This is a genomic window from Aureimonas jatrophae, from assembly GCF_900104035.1.
Lineage (GTDB): Bacteria > Pseudomonadota > Alphaproteobacteria > Rhizobiales > Rhizobiaceae > Aureimonas > Aureimonas jatrophae.
Genome location: NZ_FNIT01000001.1, coordinates 390410 through 405314 on the forward strand (window position 1 = coordinate 390410; position 14905 = coordinate 405314).

At 71.8% G+C, this 14905-nt stretch carries 17 protein-coding genes; 13 read left to right on the forward strand and 4 right to left on the reverse strand.

From position 1 onward, the window contains the following. Positions 1–133: 133 nt before the first annotated feature. From BLQ76_RS01930 to BLQ76_RS01940, 3 genes are read left to right on the forward strand one after another with little or no spacing between them, the layout of a single operon-like run. Positions 134–1864, forward strand: coding sequence for a sensor histidine kinase (locus BLQ76_RS01930; protein ID WP_090668059.1), 1731 nt, complete (start codon positions 134–136; stop codon positions 1862–1864). Between the two features lies 1 nt (position 1865). Then, positions 1866–2639, forward strand: coding sequence for a peptidoglycan-binding domain-containing protein (locus tag BLQ76_RS01935; protein ID WP_170842427.1), 774 nt, complete (start codon positions 1866–1868; stop codon positions 2637–2639). 19 nt (positions 2640–2658) lie between these two features. Next, the gene (locus tag BLQ76_RS01940; RefSeq protein ID WP_090668064.1) at positions 2659–2985 is read left to right on the forward strand and encodes a DUF1491 family protein; all 327 of its coding nucleotides are present in this window, start codon (positions 2659–2661) and stop codon (positions 2983–2985) included. 10 nt (positions 2986–2995) lie between these two features. On the opposite strand, the gene BLQ76_RS01945 is transcribed toward BLQ76_RS01940, so the two are convergent. The 4 genes from BLQ76_RS01945 to BLQ76_RS01960 form a co-directional block, all read right to left on the reverse strand. Beyond that, the gene (locus BLQ76_RS01945; RefSeq protein WP_090668066.1) at positions 2996–4012 is read right to left on the reverse strand and encodes a DUF2336 domain-containing protein; all 1017 of its coding nucleotides are present in this window, start codon (positions 4010–4012) and stop codon (positions 2996–2998) included. A 534-nt stretch (positions 4013–4546) separates the two neighbouring features. After that, positions 4547–5146: a DUF1254 domain-containing protein gene (locus tag BLQ76_RS01950; RefSeq protein WP_090668069.1), complete on the reverse strand. Its 600-nt coding sequence runs from the start codon at positions 5144–5146 to the stop codon at positions 4547–4549. Continuing rightward, on the reverse strand, positions 5139–5726 hold the full coding sequence (locus BLQ76_RS01955; RefSeq protein ID WP_090668072.1) for a DUF1214 domain-containing protein: 588 nt from the start codon (positions 5724–5726) through the stop codon (positions 5139–5141). The genes BLQ76_RS01950 and BLQ76_RS01955 overlap by 8 nt, the downstream gene beginning before the upstream one ends. A 19-nt stretch (positions 5727–5745) precedes the next feature. Continuing rightward, positions 5746–7926, reverse strand: a complete 2181-nt coding sequence (locus BLQ76_RS01960) for a transglycosylase domain-containing protein (protein WP_090668074.1) — start codon at positions 7924–7926, stop codon at positions 5746–5748. 133 nt (positions 7927–8059) lie between these two features. Here BLQ76_RS01960 and BLQ76_RS01965 point away from each other — a divergent pair, with 133 nt between their 5' ends. From BLQ76_RS01965 to BLQ76_RS21910, 10 genes are all read left to right on the forward strand, one after another. Next, complete coding sequence (locus tag BLQ76_RS01965) at positions 8060–8533, forward strand: YcgN family cysteine cluster protein (protein ID WP_090668077.1); 474 nt, start codon at positions 8060–8062, stop codon at positions 8531–8533. A 165-nt stretch (positions 8534–8698) separates the two neighbouring features. Next, positions 8699–9001 (forward strand): hypothetical protein, encoded by a 303-nt coding sequence (locus BLQ76_RS01970; RefSeq protein ID WP_090668080.1) that lies wholly within the window; start codon positions 8699–8701, stop codon positions 8999–9001. 92 nt (positions 9002–9093) lie between these two features. Beyond that, the gene (locus BLQ76_RS01975; RefSeq protein ID WP_090669495.1) at positions 9094–10314 is read left to right on the forward strand and encodes a DNA-packaging protein; all 1221 of its coding nucleotides are present in this window, start codon (positions 9094–9096) and stop codon (positions 10312–10314) included. 10 nt (positions 10315–10324) lie between these two features. Continuing rightward, positions 10325–11536, forward strand: a complete 1212-nt coding sequence (locus tag BLQ76_RS01980; RefSeq protein WP_090668083.1) for a phage portal protein — start codon at positions 10325–10327, stop codon at positions 11534–11536. A 29-nt stretch (positions 11537–11565) separates the two neighbouring features. After that, entirely contained in the window at positions 11566–11913 is a 348-nt protein-coding gene (locus BLQ76_RS01985) for a DUF6107 family protein (protein WP_090668086.1), read from the forward strand. Then, positions 11910–12440 (forward strand): HK97 family phage prohead protease, encoded by a 531-nt coding sequence (locus BLQ76_RS01990; RefSeq protein ID WP_244519439.1) that lies wholly within the window; start codon positions 11910–11912, stop codon positions 12438–12440. Before BLQ76_RS01985 ends, BLQ76_RS01990 begins: the two co-directional genes overlap by 4 nt. Before the next feature lie 34 nt (positions 12441–12474). Beyond that, positions 12475–13737, forward strand: coding sequence for a phage major capsid protein (locus BLQ76_RS01995; RefSeq protein WP_090668089.1), 1263 nt, complete (start codon positions 12475–12477; stop codon positions 13735–13737). A 59-nt stretch (positions 13738–13796) separates the two neighbouring features. Then, entirely contained in the window at positions 13797–14345 is a 549-nt protein-coding gene (locus BLQ76_RS02000; protein ID WP_090668094.1) for a head-tail connector protein, read from the forward strand. Next, on the forward strand, positions 14345–14677 hold the full coding sequence (locus BLQ76_RS02005; RefSeq protein WP_090668097.1) for a phage head closure protein: 333 nt from the start codon (positions 14345–14347) through the stop codon (positions 14675–14677). The genes BLQ76_RS02000 and BLQ76_RS02005 overlap by 1 nt, the downstream gene beginning before the upstream one ends. After that, a complete protein-coding gene (locus tag BLQ76_RS21910) occupies positions 14674–14850 on the forward strand; it encodes a hypothetical protein (RefSeq protein WP_170842428.1) in 177 nt (58 codons plus the stop codon). The genes BLQ76_RS02005 and BLQ76_RS21910 overlap by 4 nt, the downstream gene beginning before the upstream one ends. The last annotated feature ends 55 nt before the right edge of the window (positions 14851–14905 follow it).

Consider the following 14905-nt stretch of genomic DNA (forward strand, 5'->3'; position numbering starts at 1 on the left):
AAATCCGCGCGCCTGGTTTTCGCGCCTCCGCTTATGCCTTCCTTAAACGCTCGGCTCCAAGATCGGGACCGCGAGCCCGAAGAGCCGGCACCATGAGGGGGCCATCGACGGGCGCGCAGGAGATGGAATTGCGATGCTGCATCAGAGCGCCGACACACAGGGCTGCACGCCTGCCGCGCGTGACGGTTCGCCGCTTCCGCGCGGCGCCGCGATGATGCGCGCCGGTGGGTCGAGCCTGGGCGCACGCCTCGATGCGCTGGTGTCTCCGCGCGTCCACGATCCGGAGCGCCGGCGGGCCCAGGCCCGCCGCATGGGCGCTCTCGTGGGCGGCGCGCTGCTTCTGGCCGTGAGCGCGCCGGCCATGACGCTGGCGGGCGCGGGCCTGGCTTCGACGCTCGCGGTCGCGACGCTGGCCGGGCTTCTGCTCGTATCCGCCGCCGCGCTGGCGGGGACCGGCGAGGACGACCTGTCGCTGGCGATCCTGTTCACGGCCGGTGCGGTCGCGCTCGGCGCGATCGCGCTGCGGCTCGACAGCGTATGGCCGCTGGCGCTTCTGCTGGCCGGTCCCGCCGAGGCGTTCAGCGCCAACCGGCGCCCTCTGGCCCGCCTGATGCTGCCGGCGGTTCTGGCCGCGTTCGGCCTGACAGGGTTCCTGTCGCTGCACGGCATCGGCCCGACGGCGGACGGCTTCGTCGGCTGGCCGTTCGCGCTTCCGATCCTGTCGATCTACGCGACGACGCTGGTCTTCCGCGGCGCGCCGCGCCGTGCCGCATCCCCGTCGCAGCCCTTCGCGGTGCTGTCGCCGGACGGGCTCGACAACCGCGCCGGCGCGAGCTTCGGCCAGCGCCTGCACCTTCTCGACCGCATCCAGTTCCTGAAGGCGATGGACGACCTGCGCGAGGGCGGCGAGGCGCGCGATCTCGTGCTCCGGCTCCTCAGCGGCGACGGCCGGGCGGAGGAGGCGACGCTGCGCTTCGTGCCCGAGCGCTCCGGCGGTCGCTTGCGCGAGGTCCGCGTGTTCCGCGAGGGCGCGGTGGACCCGGTCGCCGTGCCGCAGGCAGCGCCGGCGAGGCGCGACCAGGCCGCGTTTCTGGCCACCGTCAGCCACGAGCTGCGCACCCCGCTCAACGCCATCGTCGGCTTCTCCGACATGCTCGACGGCGAGGTGTTCGGTCCCTTCGCCGACCCGCGCCAGAAGGAATACGTCGCGCTGATCCGCCGCTCGTCGGAGCACCTCCTGTCGCTGGTGAACGGCCTTCTCGACATGTCGAAGATCGAGGCGGGACGCTACGAGCTCCTGCGCGAGCGCTTCGAGGTCGCGGAGGTCGCGGAAGCCGCCGCCGCGATGATCCGCTGCGAGGCGGAGCGCAAGGGCCTGCGCCTCGTTGTGCGCACCGGAACCGGCGGCGAGACCGCCGTCGCGGACCGGCGCGCCTGCCAGCAGATCCTGCTGAACCTTCTGGCCAACGCCGTGAAGTTCACGGACCGGGGAACCGTGACGCTCTCGGTGGCGGTGGACGGCCCGTGGCTCGACATCACCGTGTGCGACACCGGCATCGGCATCGCCGCGGACGACATCAGCCGTCTGGGACAACCCTTCGTCCAGCTCAGCCAGGGCCTTGCGCGTCGCTACGAGGGAACCGGCCTCGGCCTGTCGCTCGTGCGGGGCCTGGCCGAACTGCACCACGGCACCCTGACCATCCGCTCCACGGAAGGGCGCGGCACGACCGTTTGCGTGCGCATCCCGGCCGAGGGCGTGGATATCCGATCCGACCTCTCCGAAAACATCGTAGCGTTGACCGATGCCCGCCAAAAAACCAGCAGCCCGTCCGTCGTCCTCCCGTCGCGCCGCTTCTCGGCCTAGCGTGACGGCGCTGGCGGCTCAGGGTCTTGCGCGCGGCACGGCCCGCGGGGCCGCAACCTGCCTCGGGATCATCGCCGCGCGGCCGGTTCTCTTCGGCTCCGTCGCGCTGTTCGGCGCGCTGGCGGGACTGGTGGGCGACAACGCGCTGAACCGGCAGACCGGGCGGCACCCCCATCCCATGCTGGTGACGCGGCCGGACGCGGGCGCCGCGACGCAGCGCGCCGGCGCCAGAGCCGCATCGGCCGCGCCGCGCGTGGCCAGCGCGCCCCGCATCGAGAACGACCCGCGCATCCTGGCCTTCCCGCTCGTCAGCGAGGTCCAGACGCTTCTGGCGGAAGCGGGCTACTACAAGCTTGCTGTGGACGGCCGCCCGGGTCAGGCGACGGATATCGCGATCCGCGCCTTCCAGCGCGACCATGGCCTGCGCGTCGACGGCATGGCGACGCCGCTTCTCCTGTCGCAACTGCGCCAGGGCGACGATCTCGCGCCCGCGAGCGACAGCGCGGACCAGGTGGCGAGCCTGATCGAGGGCACCGACCCGGCCGCGACCGGTGCGGTGGTCTCCGACGCCTCGCCGGGCTCCGCCGATGGCGATCTCGTGCGCCAGATCCAGGACCGGCTCGCCAGGGCGCGCATCGCCGACGTGCAGCCCGACGGTATCCTGGGCGAGCGTACGCGCGCGGCGATCCGCACCTTCGAGGCGCTGGAGGGCATGGAGCCGACCGGCGAGCCCAGCACCGAGATCCTGCGCCGCCTTGAAAAGGCGAGCCGTTGAGGTGGCAGGCGGGCGGCTCATGCGTCTGACGAGCGAAATCTTCGCGGCGGTCCTCACACGGCGCGTCTTTGCGGATGGCGGGTTCGCGGCCGTCGTGCGGCGCGGCGCGGAGGCGGCGGGCGCGGTGTTCGTGACGGTGCGGGGGCGCGAGGGTTCGCTGCGCTTCTATGCGCCCGCGCCTCAGACCCTGGCCGAGCCCGATGGCGAGCGACGCTTCACGCTGGAGCCGGAAGGCGACGACGAGGCTCTGGAGGCACGACTTCGGCGGGAAGCGCGCTTCGACCCGGACTTCTGGGTGATCGATATCGAGACCGACACGCCGGAGCGCTATCTCGCGATCGTCTGAGCCAGGGGCCTCAGCCCTTGGCGCTGCGCTCGTCGGGGCGGGACGCGCGACGCCCGAAGGTCGCGCGCGGCTCGGCGACCGGCTCGATGCGCGGCCGGGCCGGAGCCCTTGCGGCGGGTGTCGGGACGGCCTGCGCGCCTTGGATCAGGCGCCGGCAGTCGTCGGACTGGAGCTGCGCATAATAGCGGCCGATCGCATCGAACGCCGCGACGTCGTGACCGATGCGGGGCTTCAGAAGAAGAAGGATGCTCATCGCGTCGGCGGCGCGCAGGTCCAGCGCCTTCAGGGCGACCGCCAGGCGCTCGCCCGACGCGTCCGCCTCGATCAGCGCCACCGTGTCCCCGTCGATCCGCAGCATGGCGGCCAGACGGTCCGCGAACAGGGCGCTGTCGCGCTCCATCGCGGCCTGAAGGAGATCGGCCTCGGTGAGGCTCGCGGTCGCGGCGCGCGTGCCAAGCACCATGCGCTTGAGCGCCTCGCGCACGCCGGCGGCGCTCGCCGTGATCTCGGCGCCGGTCGCCGTGACGGGCCGGACTGGCTGCAGGGGCTCTGCCGCCAGCTCGCCCGCGAGTTCGACGGGGGCGAGGGGCGGGGCCTCGATGTCGGGGCGGTCGCCGGTCGCGGGCGAGGGGAGCGCACCGTCCGCCTCGCGCAGGGCGCGCGATGCCGCGACGCGTCGGACCCGCTCGTCGAACGAAGCCGCGAGCCGGTCGAGATCCTCGCCCGTCACCAGCGGGCTCGAGACGAGAAACGGCGCCGACACCTCGATTGGGCTCGCCACGAGTTGCTCCACCAAGCCGCGCGGAACCCGATCGGAATGCGACAGGGCGGCCGCGCAGTTGCGCAACGTGTCCGCGGACACGCGATCCCACAGGGGCAGGACGAGGCGGGCCAGGTCGTCGCATTGGCGCGGCGTCGGGCGGCGCAGCGCCGCGAAGGCGCTGACGGCCGCGGTGACCACGTCGTCCAGGTCGGGGCCGCCCTGCCGCGCGAGGGACCGGAAAACCTTGGGGCTGGCGTCCTTCATGGAACTCCCGGCATGCGCTCGAAACCGTCGATGCGTCCGGGTCACACCGGAGACATCGGTCAATTTGCGCCCAACTCCTTATGAAGCTGTTAACCCTGGCTTTGCTTTGATCCGGATCGCGCTCTCGCGATTGTGCTCGCACAACCACGCCGGTTTCGGGAAAGCCGAGACTGGCATGACAGACCCGTTATCAGGGACGGCCAAAGTCGAGCGTCAAAGCCGTCCAGCGCAGATCGAGCGCCGGAACGGACCCCGTCGGGTCCGGCTCCGGCGGCCATCAGGATCGCCGAGGCCTTGCGGGGCGCTGGCGCGATCCGTTGTCAGAACCTGGAAGAGCTGGTCCGCCGCGGCATATCGTTCGGCAGGTCAGCGGGGACACGAAGACCATGGCAGTCGTTCATCGCCTGGAGACCGCTCCGGGGAAAACGCGGGAAAGACCTCAGCCGACGACGCGCGGACCGGCGGAGATCGTCATCCTGCCCTGCGTCCGGCGCGAGCCGCTCGCCGCAGCGCCGACCCCGGCATCCTGACGCGTCAGGGCGAGGTCGTGGCGATCTGGCCCGATTCCTCGGGACTGGCCGGCCGGCACGCGACGGACCGCGCGAAGCGGTCGACGAAGGGGCGTTCGCTCTCGGCCCGCACCAGCGCCCGAACCGTCACGTAGCCTTCCGCCGCCGGGAACTCCACCGGGATCGCCGTGTCGTCGTCCTCGGTTCCCTCGACTCGTGCCAGATCCAGCTGCTCGCGCGTGCCCACGAGAAGGTCGAGGCGACCTTCCAGTGCCACGCGCTCGGAGATCGAGTACAGGTTGTCGCCGTTGCGCGCATAGATCGACGCGCTCCAGAAGCCGGTCCGCTCGCTCGCCTGAACGCGCACCGGCGCGGCCGACAGATCGAAGCGGCAGGCGACGTCGATAAAGGCCGGGTCCACGAAGACGAAGTCGGCGCCGGGCGCCGGATCCGCGCCCTGGGCCGGGACCGTGGCGATCTGGACCGTCGCGAACAGGGGTCCGAGCCGCGACAGGCGGTTCCAGCTGTCGTTCTGCGCGAGACCCGGGATCGCGAAGATCACCGCGATATGGACGATCGCCGCGCCGACGAGGCCGATCAGGACAGCCAGGAGAAGCTTACCCATCGGTGAGGCATCCCGTCCGGACGATCAGGGGCATGGCCACCGGCGCCGCGCCGCTATCGGTGGAGATGGGCGTGTCGTAGAAGGTCAGCGCCAGGACGAAGGGACCCGTTCCGCTATTGGCGAGCCAGTTGCCGGGACGCGCTTCGCGCCCGACCGAGATCAAGGCGCTGTTGTCGTCCGCGCGCATGAGGTTGAGCGACACGAGGTGGCGCGGACGTCCGTCGTCGCCGCCGATCAGGCGACCCGCCGGATCGAAGGCCGCCAGCGTCCAGACGCGGGCCGGCGGATAGGCGCCCTCCAGCCGGTAGGCGCATTCGCGGCGCAACTCGCGGTTTTGCGTGTCGACGCGCGCCTGGAAGGCGACGCCCTCGCCAAGGCCCAGCGTCAGGTTGCCGGAACGGGCGAGGCGCGCCTTGGCATAGGGGTCGGCATCGGGCGAGCCGGTCGTGCGGTCGGCGTGCCAGGGCCCGACGATCAGCGCATCCGCGCCCTCGAAGCGCTCCAGCATGCGAACCGCCGATGCGGTGCCGAGGCCGAGCGCGATGGCCACCGCCAGAACGGTCAGAAGAAGAAAGCGCATGGGCGGCGTGCGGGTCCCGTCAGCGACGCGCGAGCGCTTCGTCGGCGGCGTCCGCCGTGGCCGCGAACTTCTCGGGCGTGGCGGCAACCGGCGCGCTGTCGAAGAGGGTGGCAAGATCCGCCAGCACCTTCTGCGCCGCGTTGTTGACGAGGCTGGGCCGCGCGCGGACCGGCTGGCCGTCCTCGCCCTCGGCCTGTGCGACCTTGACCGAGCCGGGCTTGGGCAGCGGGTTGTCGATATAGGGCAGGGGGCGCAGCTCGATGCCCTGGTGAGCCGCTTCCATGAAGCGCTGCCAGGTCATCGCCGGCAGGCCGCCGCCGGTCAGCTTGTTGGTGGGCTTGTAGCTGTCGTTGCCGAACCAGACGGCTGCGGTGAAGTTGCCGGTGTAGCCGACGAACCAGGCGTCGCGGTAGCTCTGCGTCGTGCCGGTCTTGCCGGCGGCGCGCGTCATGGAGAGCTGGGCCCGGCGCGCCGTGCCCACTTCCGGAATGCGCACCATCATCTCGATCATGCTCTTGTCGGCCTGTTCCGACAGGACGCGGTGGCGCGGGGGCATGTCGCGGTCGGCGTTCCACAGGACGTGGCCCTCGCCGTCGGTCAGCTCCTCGATGGCATGGCGGTGGGAGCTGAGGCCGCCCGAGGGAAAGACGGAGTAGCCGGTCGCCTGGTCGAGCACCGTCACCTCGTTGGTGCCGAGCGCGATGGTCTTGTCGCCGCGCAAGGGGGTCTCGACGCCGAAGCTCTTGGCCAGCGCCGCGACGCGGCCCGGACCGACGCCCTTCTCCTGCGATAGCTGGACCGCGACCGTGTTCAGCGAGCGCGCCATCGCGTCCTGGATCTGGATGCGGCCGGCGAACGAGTTGCCGTAGTTCTGCGGGCTCCAGTTGCCGACCGTGATCGGGCGGTCCACCACGACGTCGGTCGGCTTGTGACCGTTCTCCATGGCGGCGGCGTAGACATAGGCCTTGAACGACGAGCCCGGCTGGCGAAGCGCGCGCGTCGCGCGGTTGAACTGCGACAGGCCGTAGTCGCGACCGCCGACGATGGCGACGAGGCCGCCATTGTCGTCGAGAACGGCCATCGCGCCTTCCTCGACGCCGTAGGTCTTGCCGAACTGGCGCAGGTGGAAGTCCACCGCCTCGTCGGCGAGCTTCTGCAGGCCCATGTCGATCGTCGTGCGGGCGACGAAGGTGCGCTGGGGCATCGTGGCCGCGATGCGCTGCACCTCGTCGAAGGCGAAGTCGAGGAAGTAGTCCGGCGACTGGATCACGGAGCGGTCGACCGCGGTCGCGGGATGGCGGCGCGCGGCGACGACCTGACCCTCGGTCATGAAGCCGGAATCTACCATGGCCGACAGAACGACGTTGGCGCGGGCGCGCGCGGCCGGCAGGTTGACGTGCGGTGCGTACTGGGTCGGCGCCTTGAAGAGGCCGGCGAGCATGGCCGACTCGGCGAGGTTCACGTCGCGGATGTTCTTGCCGAAGTAGAACTGCGCGGCCGCCGCCGCGCCGTTGGTGCCGCCGCCCATGTAGGCGCGGTCGAGATACATGCCGAGGATCTCGCGCTTGGTGAGATTGGCCTCGAGCCAGAGCGCCAGGAAGGCCTCGTTGATCTTGCGCTCCAGCGAGCGCTCGTTCGACAGGAAGACGTTCTTGGCGAGCTGCTGGGTCAGCGTCGATCCGCCCTGAACGACGCCGCCGGCGCGCGCATTGGTGGAGAGCGCGCGGGCAAGGCCCAGGAAGTCGATGCCCCAGTGCTCGAAGAAGCGCCGGTCCTCGGTGGCGAGAACGGCCTTCACGAACTGGTCGGGCAGCTCGTCGATCGGGACGGCATTCGCCTTGAGGATGCCGCGCCGGCCGATCTCGTTGCCGTGTCGATCCAGAAACAGGACGGAATAGTCGGCCTGCTGCGGCAGCCCGTTCACGGTCATCTTCATGGCCGACTGGCTGAGAAGCAGCAGGACCACGAAGCCCGCGACGCCCAGCGTCAGGGCCTCGCCGGTGAGCTCGGTCACCCAGCGGCTGAAGCCGCGCACGCGCATGCGGCGCGACAGGATGGTAACGCTCTCCCAGAAACGCGAAAGACCATGAAAAAGACGCCACAGGCTGGTATCCAGCCAAGCGTCGACCTCGATCAGCCGAGACGGGCCGCCGCGGGACTTCCCCTTGCGTTCCAACAGCTTCGGCACCGCACCCACCATTCCAGGACGCGCCCCTTCGGCGCGCCACGTTCGCATTCTACAGCAAGACATGGCCGAAACAACGACCGGAGCCCCATCCATCCCCCGCTCGCCCGACGACATAGCGCGCGCCGAGGCGCCGGCCCACGGCCTGATGGCCGCGGCGGAGCCCTTGCCCTTCTGGCGCACCAAGACGCTGGAGGAGATGAGCACTCAGGAGTGGGAATCGCTGTGCGACGGCTGCGGCCGATGCTGCCTCAACAAGCTCGAGGACTGGGACACGGGCGAGATCATCTGGACCGATCTCGCCTGCCGCCTGTTCGACGGCGAAAGCTGCCGCTGCCGGGACTACGAGAACCGGCTCGAAACCGTGCCGGACTGCGTCGGCCTCGACGCCGAGACGGTTCGCACGATCTCTTGGCTGCCGCCGAGCTGCGCCTATCGGCTCGTGGCGGAAGGGCGGGACCTGCGCTGGTGGCACCACCTGATCTCCGGCGACCGCGAGACCGTTCACCTGGCCGGCGCCTCGGCGCAGGGGCGGACGAGCAGCGAAGAGGGAATCGAGCCGGAAGCCTACGAGGACCACCTGGCCGCGTGGCCCGGCGAGGATCCGGACGCCTCACGCTGATTGGCAATTATTCCTAGAATAGGAAAATAGTCATTGACACCGTGACGGTCCGTGGGTAGGTTCTGTCTACGGTCGAGATAGTGCGGGTTGCGCCAAGGGCGCTCGCTTCCGGAAACGGAGGGAGCGCCCTTTTTCGTGCCCGCTCGGGGACAGGGGAACGCAATCATGGGCGAGACGAAGACGACGCGCGTGCCGCCGCCGCGCCTTTCGGAGCGCCTGCTGCGGGCCCTAACGCAGGAGATCGAGCTTCTCGAAGGCGACGCCAGCGAGGGAGCCGGCGGCAAGGCGCGCGTCGAGGCGATCTCGCTTCTTGCGCGCACTTTGGAGAAGCTGCTCGACCTGTCGCGCCTGGAACGCGAGCCTGCGACGGAGGGCGCGGCCGGCGAGGGGGAACGCCTGCGCAAGGAGCTGATGCGCCGTCTGCGCGCCCTGCACCGGCGCGAGGCGGGCGGGGAAGCGCTGGCGTGAGCGCGGCGCACGAGGGGCCGGCGGATGATGCCTTCTGGCGCGACCTCGAACGCCGTCTCGCCGGGCTGCCGCCCCGCGTTCTGCGCGAGGCGATGCCGCCCTGGAGCGCGATCGCGCGCCGCTCGCAGCGCCCGCCGCCCGGACCCTGGCGCCAGTGGCTGCTGATGGGCGGGCGCGGCTCCGGCAAGACGCGAGCCGGAGCCGAGTGGATCCGGGCGCAGGCGCTGGGCGAGAGGCCCTTCGCCAGCCGGCCGCACGGACGGATCGCGCTGGTGGCCGAGACGCTCGGCGACGCGCGCGAGGTGATGGTGGAGGGCGAGAGCGGGTTGCGCTCGCTGGACTACGGCGAGCGCCCGGTCTTCGAGGCGACGCGTCGTCGGCTCGTGTTCGCGAACGGCGCGATCGCGCAGATCTTCTCCTCGGAGGACCCCGACAGCCTACGCGGCTACCAGTTCGATGCGGCCTGGGGCGACGAGCTCGCCAAGTGGACGCATGACGAGGCGACGTTCGACAACCTGCAGCTGGCGCTTCGCCTCGGCGAGGATCCGCGCATGGTTCTCACCACGACGCCGCGCCCGGTGCCGCTGGTGAAGCGGCTGCTGGGCGAGGACGGCACGGCGGTGACGCGCATGCCGACCGGCGACAACCGGGAGAATTTGGCGGCGGGCTTCCTTGCGGCGATGGAGCGGCGCTACGGCGGCTCGCGCCTCGGGCGACAGGAACTCGACGGCGAGATGGTGGAAGGGCGCGAGGACGCGCTGTTCCGGCGCGAGCGGATCGACGCCGGACGGCTGCGCGCCGCGCCCGAGCTGCGGCGCATCGTGGTGGCCGTCGACCCGCCGGCCTCGGCGACCCGTCGCTCCGATGCTTGCGGGATCGTCGCGGCGGGCCGCGCGGCGGACGGGATCGTCTACGTTCTCGCCGACCGGTCGCGGCGCGGCCTCTCGCCGCCGCAATGGGCGGAGCGGGCGGTGGCGCTGTTCCGCGAGCTGGAGGCCGACCGGATCGTCGCCGAGGTGAACCAGGGCGGCGACATGGTGGAGGCGGTGATCCGGGCGGTGGCGCCGGGCGTGCCGGTGTCGGGCGTGCGGGCGACGCGCGGCAAGTGGCTGCGCGCCGAGCCGGTGGCCGCGCTCTACGAGCAGGGGCTGGTGCGCCATGTCGGCGGCTTTCCCGAACTCGAGGACGAGATGGCCGACTTCGGCCCGGACGGCCTGTCGAACGGCCGTTCGCCGGACCGGCTCGACGCGCTGGTCTGGGCGGTGACGGCGCTCGGCGGCCCGGTGATCGAGCCGCGCGTCAGGACGATCTGAGGAGACATCGATGGTGGGACCAGTGGAGAGGCTGCGCGCCTGGGCGCGCGGGCCGGACGGCGCGCGTGCGCCCGAGCGCAAGGAGGGCGGGTTCCACGGGGGCGCGCTTGTCTTCGCCGGCGGGCAGTCGGACGGGGCGAGCTGGAGCGAGCGGGGCTACGTCTCGGCGGCGCGCGAGGGCTTCATGCGCAACCCGGTGGCCTATCGCTGCGTGCGGCTCGTCGCCGAGAGCACGGCCGCGGTGCCGCTGATCCTTTACGACGGATCGCAGGAGGTGGCCGAGCATCCGATGCTCCAGCTGCTGCGCCGCCCGAACGGCGCGCAGGACGGCGCGGCGCTGGTGGAGGCACTATGCGGGCATCTGCTCCTGTCGGGCGCGGCGCATCTGGAGGCCGTCGCGCTGGACGGGGTGCCGCGCCTTCTCCACGCGCTGCGGCCCGATACGGTGCGCACGATCGCCGGGGCGGACGGCTGGCCGACGATGGTCGAGGTTCGCCACGGCGAGGGCGTGCGCCGCTTGGCGCTCGACGGCGACGGCGGGCGGCCGCCGCGCATTCTGGCGATCCGCCTCTTTCATCCGCTGAACGGGGCCGACGGCTTTGCGCCGCTGGAGGCCGCGCGCACCGCGCTCGACCTGCACAACGCGGCGACGCGCTGGAACAAGGCGCTGCTCGACAACTCGGCCCGGCCGAGCGGGGCGCTGGTCTACCAGCCGGGCGACGGCTCGAACCTGTCGCCCGACCAGTTCGACCGACTGAAGAGCGAGCTGGAAAGCGGCTATGTCGGCGCGGCGCGGGCCGGGCGACCGATGCTGCTGGAAGGCGGCCTCGACTGGAAGACCATGGCTCTCTCGCCCCGCGACATGGACTTCGTGGAGGCGCGCAACGGGGCGGCGCGCGACATCGCGGTCGCCTTCGGTGTTCCGCCGATGCTGCTCGGCATTCCCGGCGACGCCACCTACGCGAACTACGCCGAGGCCAACCGGGCGCTGTTCCGGCTGACGGTGCTGCCGCTGGTCGCGCGCCTGTGCGCGGCGGTCGGCGACTGGCTGGCCGCGCTCTATGGCGAGCCGGCCTTGCGGCTCGGCTTCGACGCCGACCGGATCGAGGGTCTGGCGCAGGAGCGAGAGGCCCTGTGGCGGCGGCTCGGCGGGGCGGAGTTCCTGTCCGAGGACGAGAAGCGCGAGGCGGTGGGCTACGGCCCGCGCCGGACCGCGCGCTGACCTTTCCCATTCACTGATGGAGGCAAGCCATGGATACGACGGTGGCCGGGGACGTCGCGTCCCCGCTCGTGCTCCTGGGCGCGAAGTGCGCCGGGGCGATCGGCGGCTCGGTGATCTCGATCGCCTATCTCCTGCCGGAAGGGCGACGCGAGGCGGCGACCCGCTTTCTGATCGGGCTCGCGACCGGACTGGTGTTCGGGGGGCCGGCGGGACTTCTTCTGGCCGACCATCTCGGCTTCGGGCAGGCGCTCGGCGCCACCGAGACGGCGGTGATGGGTTCGGCGGCGGCCAGCCTATCGGCCTGGTGGGCGCTGGGGGCGCTCGGACGCTTCGCGGACGGCCTGTTCCGGCAGCGCCGCCGGGGAGGCCGCTCGTGAACCCCGCCCGGCTGGAATCCGACGGGACCGTCAGGGGTTACGCCAGTCTGTTCGAGCGACCCGACAGCGGCGGCGACCGCGTGGAGCGCGGCGCCTTCCGCCGCTCGCTGGCACAGCGCGGCGCGGCGGGCGTGCGCATGCTCTGGCAGCACGACCCGGCGCGACCGATCGGCATCTGGACGCGCCTCACCGAGGACGCGGTCGGGCTCTTCGCGGAAGGGCGCCTGGCGCTCGCGTCGGGCGCCGGGCGCGAGGCCTTCGAGCTCGTGCGGGCCGGCGCGATCGACGGCCTGTCGATCGGCTTCCACACGCGCCGGGCGCTGCCGCTGCGCGACGGACGCGCGCGGCGCAGCCTCGTCGAGCTCGACCTCTGGGAGATCTCGATCGTCACCTTCCCGATGCAGGAGGCCGCGCGCGTCACGCAGACGCGCTCGGCCGCGCGGCCGGCCCGCGACCTGTCCGTGCGCCTCGTCGAGGCGGCGCGACGCCTGCTGCTGCCACCCGCGGCGCCCCTGGCCCTGCGCTGAACCCTTCACCTTCAAGCCAACAAGGATGGATCCGATGCACACGATGCCCATGACGTCGCCCGAGACCAAGGCCGCGGACGCGCCGCGCGGCGCCGAAACGACGGATGCCTTCGACGAGTTCATGCGCGCCTTCGAGGGCTTCCGCGAGGCGAACGACGAGCGCCTCGCGCAGATCGAACGGCGCATGAGCGCCGACACGGTGACGCAGGACAAGGCGGACCGCCTGTCCCGCGCGATGGACGAGCAGGAGCGGCGCCTGGAGCGCCTCGTCCTGAAGGGGCTGCGACCGCCGGTGGGCGGCGCCTCGGACGGCGCCATGCCGGAGCCGAGCGAGCACCGCTCGGCCTTCGAGAGCTACGTGCGCGGCGGCGACGAGAACCGCATCCGCCGCCTGGAAGAGAAGGCGATGTCGGGCCTGGCCGGCCAGGACGGCGGCTTCCTGGTGCCGCCCGAGACCGAGACCGAGATCGGGCGACGGCTGGCCGCCGTGTCGCCGATCCGCTCGATCGCGAGCGTGCGGACGGTCTCGTCGACCGTGCTGCGTAAGCCGTTCGCCGTGAACGGCGCGCAGACGGGCTGGGTGGGCGAGGCCGACGCGCGGCCGCAGACCAGCGCGCCGCAGCTTTCGGAGCTGAGCTTCCCGACCATGGAGCTCTACGCCATGCCCGCGGCCACCGCCGCGCTGCTCGACGACGCGGCGATCGACCTCGATCGCTGGCTCGGCGAGGAGGTCGAGCAGGCCTTCGCGACCCAGGAGGGCGCGGCCTTCGTGACGGGCGACGGCGTCGCCAAGCCCAAGGGCTTCATGACCTATCCGACGGTCACGGAAGCCGATTGGGCCTGGGGCAAGGTCGGGACGGTCGCGACGGGGGCTGCGGGCGGCTTCCTCCCGGGGCTCGGCGGCGACGCGCTGATCGACCTCGTCTATGCGCTCAAGGGCAGCTACCGGCAGAACGCGACGTTCGTGATGAACCGTCGCACGCAGAGCGCCGTGCGAAAGCTCAAGGACGCCGACGGCAACTACCTCTGGGCACCGCCGAGCGTGGCGGGCGGACGCGCTAGCCTGATGGGCTTCCCGGTGGTCGAGGCCGAGGCCATGCCCGACATCGCGGCCGGGGCGAAGGCGATCGCCTTCGGCGACTTCGCGCGGTTCTACCTCGTGGTGGACCGGCAGGGCGTGCGCGTCCTGCGCGATCCGTATTCCGCCAAGCCCTACGTCCTTTTCTACACGACCAAGCGCGTGGGCGGAGGCGTCCAGGACTTCGACGCGGCGAAGCTTCTCGCCTTCACGGTCTGACCGGGCGGGCCGGGCGGCAGGCCGTCCGGCCCATCTTCCAGCAATCCGAGGGTGTATCCATGATCTGGATCGAGACCAACGCGCCGGCCGACGAGCCGGTGGGCGTGGCGGAACTGCGTGCCTTCCTGCGCCTCGAGCGCGAGGACGAGGACGCGCTGCTCGTGCGCCTCCTGCGGGCGGCGCGCGAGGACGTGGAGCGGCGCACCGGGCTGCTCGTCGCCGAGCGAACGGGACGGCTCGTCGTGGAAGCGGCGGTGGGCACGCTGACGCTCGGCTTTCGGCCGGTCACCGCGGTGCTCGGCGTCACGCTGTTCGACGAGCAGAGCGAGACCCGCGCGGGCGACCCCGCCGATGTCCGGTTCGAGAATACGCCGCTGCGCACCCGCCTTCACTGGCGCCGTGCGGTCGCGGCGCCGGGCGGCGCGGAGCTCGAGCTGCGGGCCGGGTTGCCGCCCGAACTCGTGCCGGAATCGCTGCGGCTCGCCATGCTGCGACTGGCGGCGACGAGCTACGAGACGCGCACGCTGCTCGCCCCGGCGCTGCAGCCCGACACGATCCCGCCGCTGGTCGGCAGCCTCCTGTCGCCCTACCGGAGCCTGGCGATCTGATGGGGACGCTGTTTCTGGACGCGGGGCTGCTGCGGCACCGGGCGCTGATCGAGCGCAACGACCCGGTGCCCGACGCGATGGGCGGGGCGGCGGATCGCTGGCACGAGGTGGGCGAGGCTGCGGTCCGCGTCGAGCCGGCCCGCGCCGAGGTTTCGCCGGAGGCCGGACAGCGGATCGCCCGCATCACGCATCGCGTCACGCTGCGGCATCGCGACGGGCTCGAGCGCGGCATGGCGTTTCGCCTCGGTTCCCGGCGGCTCGTGATCCGGACGCTGCACGACCCCGACGAGACGGGACGCTATCTCGTTTGCCGCTGCGAGGAGGAGCGGTGAGGGCGCTCGTGCGACGACCGGCCGGCGCGAAGCTGCGCGCCCGCATGCTGCGCCAGCTGCGCGAGCGGCTCGCGCGCGACCTCGAACGCCGCCTGGACCCGCTGCCGCGCGGCGATAGCCGGAGGGTCGAAGATGAGGAAAAGTTAACGGATCCGCTGGACGCGCGTGCCTGATCACGCCACATTTCAGTGCATATATTCCGTGACACGCACATCGTGAAACAGGGAG

What these genes read in the sequence shown, in the direction of transcription:
- BLQ76_RS01930 (WP_090668059.1), top strand. Translation starts at nt 134, where the DNA reads ATGCTGCATCAGAGCGCCGACACACAGGGCTGCACGCCTGCCGCGCGT.
- BLQ76_RS01940 (WP_090668064.1), top strand. Translation starts at nt 2,659, where the DNA reads ATGCGTCTGACGAGCGAAATCTTCGCGGCGGTCCTCACACGGCGCGTC.
- BLQ76_RS01945 (WP_090668066.1), bottom strand. Translation starts at nt 4,012, where the DNA reads ATGAAGGACGCCAGCCCCAAGGTTTTCCGGTCCCTCGCGCGGCAGGGC.
- BLQ76_RS01950 (WP_090668069.1), bottom strand. Translation starts at nt 5,146, where the DNA reads ATGGGTAAGCTTCTCCTGGCTGTCCTGATCGGCCTCGTCGGCGCGGCG.
- BLQ76_RS01955 (WP_090668072.1), bottom strand. Translation starts at nt 5,726, where the DNA reads ATGCGCTTTCTTCTTCTGACCGTTCTGGCGGTGGCCATCGCGCTCGGC.
- BLQ76_RS01960 (WP_090668074.1), bottom strand. Translation starts at nt 7,926, where the DNA reads ATGGTGGGTGCGGTGCCGAAGCTGTTGGAACGCAAGGGGAAGTCCCGC.
- BLQ76_RS01965 (WP_090668077.1), top strand. Translation starts at nt 8,060, where the DNA reads ATGGCCGCGGCGGAGCCCTTGCCCTTCTGGCGCACCAAGACGCTGGAG.
- BLQ76_RS01970 (WP_090668080.1), top strand. Translation starts at nt 8,699, where the DNA reads ATGGGCGAGACGAAGACGACGCGCGTGCCGCCGCCGCGCCTTTCGGAG.
- BLQ76_RS01975 (WP_090669495.1), top strand. Translation starts at nt 9,094, where the DNA reads ATGCCGCCCTGGAGCGCGATCGCGCGCCGCTCGCAGCGCCCGCCGCCC.
- BLQ76_RS01980 (WP_090668083.1), top strand. Translation starts at nt 10,325, where the DNA reads ATGGTGGGACCAGTGGAGAGGCTGCGCGCCTGGGCGCGCGGGCCGGAC.
- BLQ76_RS01985 (WP_090668086.1), top strand. Translation starts at nt 11,566, where the DNA reads ATGGATACGACGGTGGCCGGGGACGTCGCGTCCCCGCTCGTGCTCCTG.
- BLQ76_RS01995 (WP_090668089.1), top strand. Translation starts at nt 12,475, where the DNA reads ATGCACACGATGCCCATGACGTCGCCCGAGACCAAGGCCGCGGACGCG.
- BLQ76_RS02000 (WP_090668094.1), top strand. Translation starts at nt 13,797, where the DNA reads ATGATCTGGATCGAGACCAACGCGCCGGCCGACGAGCCGGTGGGCGTG.
- BLQ76_RS02005 (WP_090668097.1), top strand. Translation starts at nt 14,345, where the DNA reads ATGGGGACGCTGTTTCTGGACGCGGGGCTGCTGCGGCACCGGGCGCTG.